This is a genomic window from Marinilactibacillus kalidii, assembly GCF_017599325.1.
Lineage (GTDB): Bacteria > Bacillota > Bacilli > Lactobacillales > Carnobacteriaceae_A > Marinilactibacillus > Marinilactibacillus kalidii.
This window is the reverse complement of record NZ_JAGFVM010000005.1, coordinates 95104-105006: the sequence shown is the minus strand read 5'-3', so window position 1 is coordinate 105006 and position 9903 is coordinate 95104. Positions and strand designations below refer to the sequence as shown.

Genomic DNA, 9903 nt, shown 5'->3' with positions numbered 1-9903 from the left:
CGCAAGGTATTGAACCGCCGTGTACGGAACCGTACGCACGGTGGTGTGAGAGGACGGTAAATCAACTAATGATTTACCTCCTACTCGATTGAAAATGAATTTACCAGTTCAACATACCAAAAATTAGAATAATTAGAATGGCAATTGGAGCAACGAACTTAGCAAAGAATAATAATGCTGGAGCATAAAAAGCATCTTGCAAATCAGCATACTCTAACAATTCATTAGATTTCCATGACCACGTACCATATAGTGTGATAATTAAACCACCAAGTGGTAGTAAAAGATTGCCCGAAAATTTATCCATAAAGTCCAAGAAAGGATCGCCAAATACTTTGATTGTTACCGCTCCGTTACTTAAAGAAGAAGGCACGCCCACTAAGAAAATAACGAAACCAATACCAATGGTCGCAAATTTACGAGAAACACCTAGTCTACGAATAAGGTAAGACACTGTTACTTCTAATAGTGAAATGGCAGATGATAGTGCAGCAAGTGCGAGTAAAATAAAGAAAGCTACACCAACAATTGCACCAAGGCCACTAATATTTTGGAAAATGGTCGGTAACACAACGAAAACCAGGCCTGGACCTTGAGTTGGGTCTATATCGAAAGCAAACAAAGCAGGGAAAACAACTAAACCGGCAATGACAGCAAATAAAGTATCTAAAATAATAATGTAGACAGCTGAAGAAGGTAGCTTTTCTTTTGGACTTAAGTAACTACCATAAGTCAACATGATACCCATACCAAGACTTAATGTGAAGAAAGCTTGGCCAACAGCAGCGAAATAAACACTTGGATCTGAAAATGCCGACCAATCAGGATGGAACATGAAGGTCATTGCTTCACTTGCGCCGCCTAATGTAAGACTATAAATGGCCAATAATATAAGCAATATACTCAAAATAGGCATCATCCATTTTGAGGAAGCTTCAATGCCTTTTTGGACACCTAACATAACGATTGCAATAGTAATACCCATAAAAAGGAATTGCCAACCGATTGGTTCAATCGTGGATCCTACAAACCCATTAAAATAGGTTTCAGTATCTCCAGACACGCCACCAGTAATATAGGTGAAGATATATTTAAGTGACCAACCACCAATAACACCGTAAAAGGATAAAATAATGAAGGCCGCTAGTACACCCATCCCACCAGCTACAACCCAGAAAGATTTCGGAGCTAACTTTTTAAAGGCATCAATGGCATCTGTTTGGGCACGACGACCAATAGCAAATTCGATCAACATTACAGGAAAACCAATAATGAGTACGCTAAGTAAGTAGATGATCAGAAATGTTGATCCACCACCAGCACCCATAGCGTAAGAAAACCGCCAAATATTTCCCAACCCAACAGCAGAACCCATTGCTGCTAAAATGAATCCCCATCGGGATCCCCATTGTTCACGTTCTTTTTTCATAGTTTGTTCTCCTTTTTTTTAAATTATCAGTAGCCTAAATCAATTGTAACTGCAGTAAAATAAATTATTATAAAATAATGGCAGTAAGGCTTACTGATTTCTCAATATTCTACGTTAAAAAATGAGAGAAATCAATATAATTATCTAAAAAAATAATAACTATTTATATTTTAACGATGAATACGTTTTTACGAAGACAAGTTAGGTTTTTGAGTTTATTTACTTAAGTTAATTAAATTATTTGCCTATTTACTTAATAAAATTCACCTAAGATATAAAATAATACTTATCCGATGGTCCTTGTTTTTAGCCTGAAAGGCCCATATTTCACACTCGGTTTTACTCATTATTCTATCATTTTTATAAGATTTAAGATTAGGATAATTCTAACAATAAGAAAACGATTGTTATCCTATTGAGTAATATCTATTAATTCATGACGGAAAATTGAAGGAATCTTATTTCCGAGGAGTGTAAAAGATACGATTTAAGAAGATTTATCTGACTATCTGTGCTGTTTTTATTAAAAAAAAGATAAATTCTACAGTTTTATGAACATCAACAAATATTTAACGTAAAGTCGCATTTTTGACACAGACAGATCAAATCAAGTGAGGTATAATCTAGGTATCGTGAATCACACAGATCCGTTCTTACGTTTAAAAAATACTAATAAACGTATATGAACGCTGTTAAGAAGGAAGGTTATCTTGATATGCATTTACAACAGAAAAAATTTATCTATATTCTAGAATCTGACGTGGAATCTAGAGAATTGTGTATTGAAGATGACGAAGTCATTGAAAATGCAGATGGCGAAATTGACATTCCTCTAGACTCAGTGCTTACAAAGCACCATATGAAATTAGAAGACCTTTTTGAAATGAAAGTAGCCAAAGTGTCATTAGTCGAACAGGCTTGCAAAGATCGTAAATTGGTCAGAAGTATTTCATTCGAACATCTTAGATTAAATAAATAATTCTTTGTGAAAATGACGTGTGTTAGTAGCCGTAAAAATTCCGTGTAGGAGTTTTTACGGCTCTTTTACTATCTTTATTAACGAGTGAAATACAATAAGTCGACCAATAGTCGCTGATTTACAACCGCTAGATTTTACCTTTTTATGGTACAATAATACTGATATCAGAGCTGAATGATCTTAAAAAGTTCTGGTTATTGATTTTATGTGACATAGATAGGTCATGTAAAACGAAAAGGGTGTAGGAGGAAAGATAGATGGAATGGTTATTAGGATTAATTATTATAGCAGTTGTACTTTTAATATATCTTTATGTACAGAATTATTATCTAGATATTGATGAATACGCTATAACGATACCGAGGTTACATCAATCAATAAAAGGAAAAAGAATCGTTCAGATATCTGATACGCATTTGAAACCGAGATATAATAGAGGATTTATTGAAAATCTGATACAGAAAATTAAAACACAAAAACCGGATATGATCGTGATAACAGGTGATTTGGTTCAAGCAGGTTTATCAGATTTGACGGATGTGCCCATTCGTAAGTTATGTGAGGGACTCAGTGCCATTGCACCTACATATATGGTGACAGGGAACCATGATATTCAAACAGCTGATTTTAAAGATTTGACCGATGAATTAGATCAGTCAAATGTACGATTATTGTTGGATGAGGCGGAGTGGATCACTTTTGGGGAAAGCGAAGGTGGCATCGTTTTGATGGGACTTGCAGAGCGTCAGGCAAATGATGAAAGTCCAAAGCCTATATTAAAATATATTGAGCTAACAGCTGAGATGAGTAAGCAACCTAAAATCTTGTTAGCGCATCGTCCAGAACATTTCAAAGAATACCTTGATGATAAAACAAAAGCACCCAGTTTGACCTTGTCAGGCCATACGCACGCAGGACAGATGAGAATTCCATTTATTGGAGGGGCCATTGCACCTGGACAGGGATTTTTCCCAAAATATGATTATGGTATTTTTTCAGACGAACAGGACCAGTCTAAACGTATGATCATCACTAGAGGGATCGGTAATTCTAGTTTTCCATTTAGAATCAACAACCGACCTGAGATCGTCGTAATTACTTTAAACTAAAAGAAGAGGATGATAGAGATGTCAGTTTTACAATTAGGTGTTATTGGAACAAGTAGTATCAGTGATGTATTTGTACAAGCCGCTTTAGAAACAAAAGCCTATGAACTAAAAGCTGTTTATTCAAGATCACTCGAAAAAGCAAAATCTTTTGGTGAACCTTATCATGCTAAAGAAGCAATAGTAGATTTTGATGCGTTTATCAATCATAAAGAACTTGACGTCTTATATATTGCTTCTCCAAATGGCCTTCATTTTGAGCAGACGATAGCTGGACTAAATGCCGGTAAACATATTATTGTGGAAAAACCTGCTTTCACAAATCCAGATCAATGGGAAGAAGCGAGTCAGCTAGCTGAAGCTAAAGGGGTAGTTTTAGTTGAGGCCGCTAGACACATCCACGAAGATAATTTCAAAAAAGTGAAGGAAGAAATTCAATCACTTGATCAAATACAAGGCGCTACTTTAACTTACATGAAATATTCTTCAAGATACGACTTGGTTCTTCAAGGAGAAGAACCGAATATTTTCTCAACGAAGTTTGCTGGTGGTGCCTTGATGGATTTAGGTATCTACACCTTGTATGCAGCGGTTAGTTGGTTTGGTGAACCAGAAGAAGCGCATTATTTTGCTCAAAAAGTTAGAACAGGTGTGGATGGAAAAGGAACAGCGATTCTTAGATACCCTGATTATGATGTGACTTTGCTGTTCGGCAAAACAGCTACTTCGCTTTTACCATCTGAAATTTATAGTATCGACAAAACGCTTAGAGTCAATGCAGTTGTGGGTATCGCTAAATTAGAAGAAATCAATACGAGAGATGCAAGCGTGAAAGAAGTACCGATTCATCCAGCAGCAGAAAATACGCTTTATGAAGAAGCACGTGTTTTTGCGGCGCTAATCAATACATTCGACGAAAAGGATACACAAGAAAAGTTGAAAGAATGGACGGCTTTAGGTAAAGCGGTCAATCGTACGCTATTTAAATTAAGAAAAAGTGCAGACTTGTCATTCAATGACGGTCAGTAAAGGTTGAAGGTATAAACATTATTGTGAGCTGTATTTTTGAGAAGTTCTATAAGGAGTGGTTCTATATGACAAAAGTATCAATTCTATTGATATGCACTGCTGGAATGAGTACAAATATGCTAGTTTCAAAAATGAAAAAAGCTGCTAAAGAACAAGCCAATGATGTTTCCATTGTGGCGGTTCCGGCTACAGAAGCACCGGCACAATTCGCTTCAAAAGAGTTTGATGTTGTCTTGCTTGGTCCTCAAGTCAGTTATATGAAAGCAAATGTGATGAAACAACTTGAGGAAAAAAACGTCGAGGTAGCTGTCATCGATATGAAAGATTATGGTATGATGAACGGAAAAAAAGTTTTAGCGGATGCCTTAAATTTAATTAAGAAAATAGAATGAGTAGGTAAAAAATAGAGCGTTTATTCGTCAGGGTATAGTGACGAGTAAACGCTTTTTTTAACTCGAAAACCAAACTATAACTAATTGTAAAAAAGGACGATTTTAACTTTTTTAAAAAAGATTCACAAATAAGCTTGTATTTGAATTTAAATTTGTGTATAGTAATTTTTGACAAGAGATTTAAATAATTCGACTTATCAAGTCGGCATTTTATCTCGAATTCACATTACATAGAAAAGGAGGGGCTGTACGATGAATAATTTGAAATTAGGTTTAGTACAGCAAAGTCAAATGACATTATACGTTAATATTTTACGACCAAAAACCTCCTTTTTCAAAGTAGAATGGTAGATTAGTTTTTATAGATATACTTGTCAGTGTGCAAGTGCTATTTCTAAAAAAACACACATAGTTGCCACAGTCTATTTCTCATGATGAGGGGTAGACTGTGTTTTTTTATGTGTAATAAAACGCTTTCGATTTAAATTGTATACTACGAAAGTAATGTATAAAAAAATTGAGCGACAAATTATCCTAGTGGATAAACCATTTATATTTTGTAAAAGGACGAAAGGATGAAATTATGTTTGATGTAATAAAGAAATTGAAATTTTTCTTCAAGGAAAATGCAACACAATATATATTATCATTCATTGCCTTAGGTTTAGGAAACCTTTGTGCAGTGCTCATTCCTAATATTGTTGGAAGAATGATCGATGATATTGTTACGGATGTGATGAACACACAGCGCTTGCAGTTCTACAGTATCATTTTTGTAGCTTTGATTGTGTTAACGTACTTACTGGATTTTTCGTGGGTATATGGATTGTTCTCAGGGGCATACAAATTACAAAATCAAATGCGCAGTAAAATGATGCGCCACTTGCTCCGGATGCGAGCGCCCTATTTTGAAAAATTCAGGACAGGCGATTTAATGGCAAGAGGAACGCAAGATATTCGTGCACTTGCTGATACGGCTGGTTACGGGATGGAAGTTTTAATGACATCTACTGTTTACTTGAGTATTCTAGTCATTATGATGGGCGTCTCTGTCAGCTGGGCACTTACCGCAGCAACAATTATTCCTCTATTACCAATGATTTATGTCTTTAGAAAAAAGGGTGCAGAAATCGATGAACGTTACGAAACCGCACAAAAATCATTTTCAAAAGTAAATGAAGATGTGCTAGAGATGGTAGATGGCACAAGAGTGATTCGTGCGTATGTTAAAGAACAAGATTTTATTAATAAATTTAGAAAACAGACAGAAGATTTATACAATAAAAACAACCTAGTATCGAAGACTGGAGCAGTATTTGGTCCGACAGTTAAATTTTTTGAAGGACTTAGTGTTGTGATCGCTTTGAGCTATGGTTCATACTTGGTTGCTTCGGGTGTATTGAGTGTTGGAGACATGATTGCTTTCCAACTATATCTTGGTATGACGATCTGGCCGATCATTGCTGTTTCAGAGTTGATTCTGATTCTTAGACAAGGGAGTGCATCCATGCGTCGTGTAGAAGAAATCATGAACGCGACGGATGGACTAGACTTGAATGGTGAAAAATCGATCTCAGAAGTAGAAGATATCAAGTTTGACCAGTTCGACTTTAGATACAACGGTAGTGAGTCGATCAACTTAGAGAAACTAGCATTAGACCTGACTAAGGGGAAAATGCTAGGTATTGTTGGGAAAACTGGCTCAGGGAAAACGACGCTGATTCGTCAGTTGCTGAATCAATATCCAGTTGGATCAGGCTCGTTTGACATGGGAGACCATGCTTATGCGCAGTACCAAGATCCAGAACTAAGAAGACTCATTGGATATGTTCCGCAAGATCACGTCTTATTCAGTCGAAGTGTAAGAGAAAATATTGCATTTGGGAAAAAAGATGCAAGGGATGATGAAATCATGAGAAGTATTCGTGATGCGTCATTCGAAGAGGATCTAAAGAAAATGGAGCATGGATTAGACACCATGATTGGCGAAAAAGGGATGTCCATTTCTGGTGGGCAGAAACAAAGGATTTCTATTGCGCGCGCTTTGATCAAAGATCCGCAAATTTTAATATTGGATGATTCCCTCTCTGCAGTAGATGCTAAAACAGAACAGCATATCATTTCAAATATTCAAAAAGTGAGACAAAATAAAACGACGGTCATTACGACCCATAGACTCTCTGCTGTTAAACAAGCAGATGAAATTATTGTATTGGATAATGGTCGTATCGCAGAACGTGGGACACACGATGAATTGATTACCCAAAAAGGCTGGTATTATGAACAATTCTTGCGACAAGAAATCAAATCAAAAGAAGCAATTGATGAGGAAGGAGAGGGTAAGTAATGAAAACAGTTAAAAGACTCCTCTCATATATGAAATACTTTAAATGTCAGTTTGGAATAGGCATTGCGTTCCTCTTGCTTTCAACTGTCACTGATTTAGGTGCGCCAATCATGGCGCAACGAATCATCGATAACGTGATCACACCAGCAGCAGAAACAGGAGAAGCATTTAGTGATACGTTAATGCAGTTGATTTTAATCTATGCTTTCTTGATGATGTCTACTGCAGCTTTCCGCTATTTTAGTCAAATCATTCGAATGAAAGCGGCGAATGGTTCAGTTAAAATGATTCGAGATCAAGTATATGAGAAAGTACAAGCACTACCCGTAGAATATTTTGATAACTTACCAGCTGGCAAGGTTGTTGCCAGAATTACAAATGATACAGAGTCACTGCGTCAGCAATTTTACGTAACGGCAATCGGTCAAATTTTGATGAATGTATTGTATGTCATTGGTACATTTACTGCGATTACGATTTTTAATCGCACACTAGGATTGATTTTACTGATTTTAATACCACTCATGTATTTCTGGGCGAAATTCTACAGTAAATATGCAAGTGTGTTTAACCGAAGAGAACGCGACTTGAATTCAGAAGTGAATGCGAAATTTAATGAATCGATTCAAGGGATGTCTATTATTCAAGCATTTGAACAAGAAGAAAAAGTTGATAAAGAGTTTTCTAAAATCAATGATGAATGGTATGACGTTATGAAGAAGTATGTTCTTCTAGATGCGACATCCCAATTCACGATTGCAGATTTATTGAGACGTTTAACGCTGTTGATTCTGATGGTTTACTTCAGCACTCAATATATCAATGGAACACTTGGAATCTCTGTCGGTATGCTTTATCTGTTCAGTGATTACATCTCAAGACTATACGAACCGATCAAAGGAACCATTCAACAAATGACCTTTGTCCAACAAGCCATTGCCGCTGGAGAAAGAGTATTTGAATTGATGGATCAAGAACCAGAAGAGAATGCGACAGAAAAAATAAGCATCACAAACGGTCAGGTTAAATTTTCTCACGTCGGTTTTGGTTATAATGAAGAGAAAAAAGTACTCAAAGATATCCAGTTTACCGCTGAACCTGGACAAACAGTAGCACTAGTGGGTCATACCGGATCTGGCAAAAGTTCGATCATGAATTTACTTTTCCGATTTTACGATCCACAAGAAGGAAAGATTGAGATTGACGGACAAGACACGAAGTTACACTCTAGACAGTCTGTCAGAGAAAAAATGGGGATCGTCTTGCAAGATCCTTTCTTGTTCACGGGTACCATATTATCCAATATTACGTTGGATAATCCCAAAATTTCTAGAGAAACAGCATTAAAAGCTTTAAATGACGTCGGCGGAGACGATATGTTGAGCAAATTCGAAAAAGGCTTGGATGAACCAGTTGTAGAAAAAGGCAGTACTTTAAGTTCTGGCCAACGACAACTGATCTCATTTGCGAGAGCCTTAGCATTTAATCCGAAAATTCTAATTTTAGATGAAGCGACATCTTCTATCGATACAGAAACAGAAGATATCATTCAACATGCGATGGATGTATTAAAAGAAGGAAGAACAACATTTATTATTGCGCATCGTCTTTCAACGATTCAACACGCGAATCAAATTCTTGTACTAGATCAAGGTGAGATCATAGAAGAAGGAGATCACGATTCTCTGCTAGAACAAGGCGGTTCATACGCTGAAATGTATAACATGCAGAAAAAAGGTCAAGAAATGGTTTCGTAATAGAAAAAGGTCCACCTCGTCAATAATGATGAGGTGGGCCTTTTAGATTATATACTAGTTAGCGAATGTTGTATTCTTTACTTTCCAGTCTTCTAACTTTATATGTAACCAGAATCCATAAATACCTAAAGTAATGATAGTTAGAGCGAACCATTTGATCCAATTACCAAATAGCCCCATAGCGCTTCCGGTAAATTTAAGTCTTCTACCATCAATGACTGTATGATTGATTTTCCAACCATAAGTAATGCAGACTGCCCATGGGTAACATATACCTAAGGTAATTGCTGTAATGAATGCTGCAAGTATACTATTAATAATATAGGATAACAAACCGCCGTCAAAAAATGAGGTTCTTCCTTTCTTTGATTCTGTAAACACTGTTTGAGTTGCCTCCATATATAAACTTTCCTTTCGTTCTTTACTTATTGATGAATATCTATCGTTATTCATCAATAAGTTAATACTATCACTATTAATAAAGTATTTAAATACGTTCAGTCAATTATGTATGACAACTTTTTTAATTATTAACGACTATATATTTTTTTATAATCAAAAAAATAAAGTATGTTTTGCTTTATCTCAATTTATTACATACTTCGAAGGTCTATTTTTATAGAATCCACTAGTAGAACAAAACAGTTCCTATTCAAAAATTTGCAACAAAAAGAAAAAGAAACACCTCTTTAATAATGATGAGGTGTGCCTTTTTTACTGATATGGTAATCAAATGACCCTAGAGGGAATCGAACCCCCGACCTAGTGCTTAGGAGGCACTTGCTCTATCCTACTGAGCTATAGAGTCAGAATTAAACGAATGACCTTATTGTACTATGGAAGTTCAATTGATACAAGTTAGGT

At 36.0% G+C, this 9903-nt stretch carries 8 protein-coding genes and 1 tRNA gene; 6 read left to right on the top strand and 3 right to left on the bottom strand.

Translation table 11 applies throughout. The annotated features are described in order from the left end of the window. Window positions 1-100: 100 nt before the first annotated feature. The gene (locus tag J5J05_RS01765) at window positions 101-1429 is read right to left on the bottom strand and encodes a sodium-dependent transporter (protein WP_208558968.1); all 1329 of its coding nucleotides are present in this window, start codon (window positions 1427-1429) and stop codon (window positions 101-103) included. A gap of 715 nt (window positions 1430-2144) precedes the next feature. Between J5J05_RS01765 and J5J05_RS01760 the strand changes: the two genes are divergently transcribed. The 6 genes from J5J05_RS01760 to J5J05_RS01735 all read left to right on the top strand — a co-directional run bounded on the left by J5J05_RS01760 (window position 2145) and on the right by J5J05_RS01735 (window position 9039). Then, window positions 2145-2408: a hypothetical protein gene (locus J5J05_RS01760; protein WP_208558967.1), complete on the top strand. Its 264-nt coding sequence runs from the start codon at window positions 2145-2147 to the stop codon at window positions 2406-2408. Between the two features lie 257 nt (window positions 2409-2665). Then, complete coding sequence (locus J5J05_RS01755; protein WP_208558966.1) at window positions 2666-3517, top strand: metallophosphoesterase; 852 nt, start codon at window positions 2666-2668, stop codon at window positions 3515-3517. Window positions 3518-3535: 18 nt separating this feature from the next. Next, the gene (locus J5J05_RS01750; protein ID WP_208558965.1) at window positions 3536-4543 is read left to right on the top strand and encodes a Gfo/Idh/MocA family protein; all 1008 of its coding nucleotides are present in this window, start codon (window positions 3536-3538) and stop codon (window positions 4541-4543) included. A gap of 65 nt (window positions 4544-4608) precedes the next feature. After that, window positions 4609-4935: a PTS sugar transporter subunit IIB gene (locus tag J5J05_RS01745; protein WP_208558964.1), complete on the top strand. Its 327-nt coding sequence runs from the start codon at window positions 4609-4611 to the stop codon at window positions 4933-4935. A 583-nt stretch (window positions 4936-5518) separates the two neighbouring features. Then, the gene (locus J5J05_RS01740; RefSeq protein ID WP_208558963.1) at window positions 5519-7282 is read left to right on the top strand and encodes an ABC transporter ATP-binding protein; all 1764 of its coding nucleotides are present in this window, start codon (window positions 5519-5521) and stop codon (window positions 7280-7282) included. Next, window positions 7282-9039 (top strand): ABC transporter ATP-binding protein, encoded by a 1758-nt coding sequence (locus J5J05_RS01735; protein WP_208558962.1) that lies wholly within the window; start codon window positions 7282-7284, stop codon window positions 9037-9039. Before J5J05_RS01740 ends, J5J05_RS01735 begins: the two co-directional genes overlap by 1 nt. 54 nt (window positions 9040-9093) lie before the next feature. Here J5J05_RS01735 and J5J05_RS01730 read toward each other — a convergent pair whose 3' ends face one another. Together J5J05_RS01730 and J5J05_RS01725 are read right to left on the bottom strand one after the other, a co-directional pair. After that, window positions 9094-9438 (bottom strand): DUF898 family protein, encoded by a 345-nt coding sequence (locus J5J05_RS01730; RefSeq protein ID WP_208558961.1) that lies wholly within the window; start codon window positions 9436-9438, stop codon window positions 9094-9096. Window positions 9439-9773: 335 nt separating this feature from the next. Beyond that, window positions 9774-9847: transfer RNA gene (locus tag J5J05_RS01725), tRNA-Arg, on the bottom strand. Between the last annotated feature and the right edge of the window lie 56 nt (window positions 9848-9903).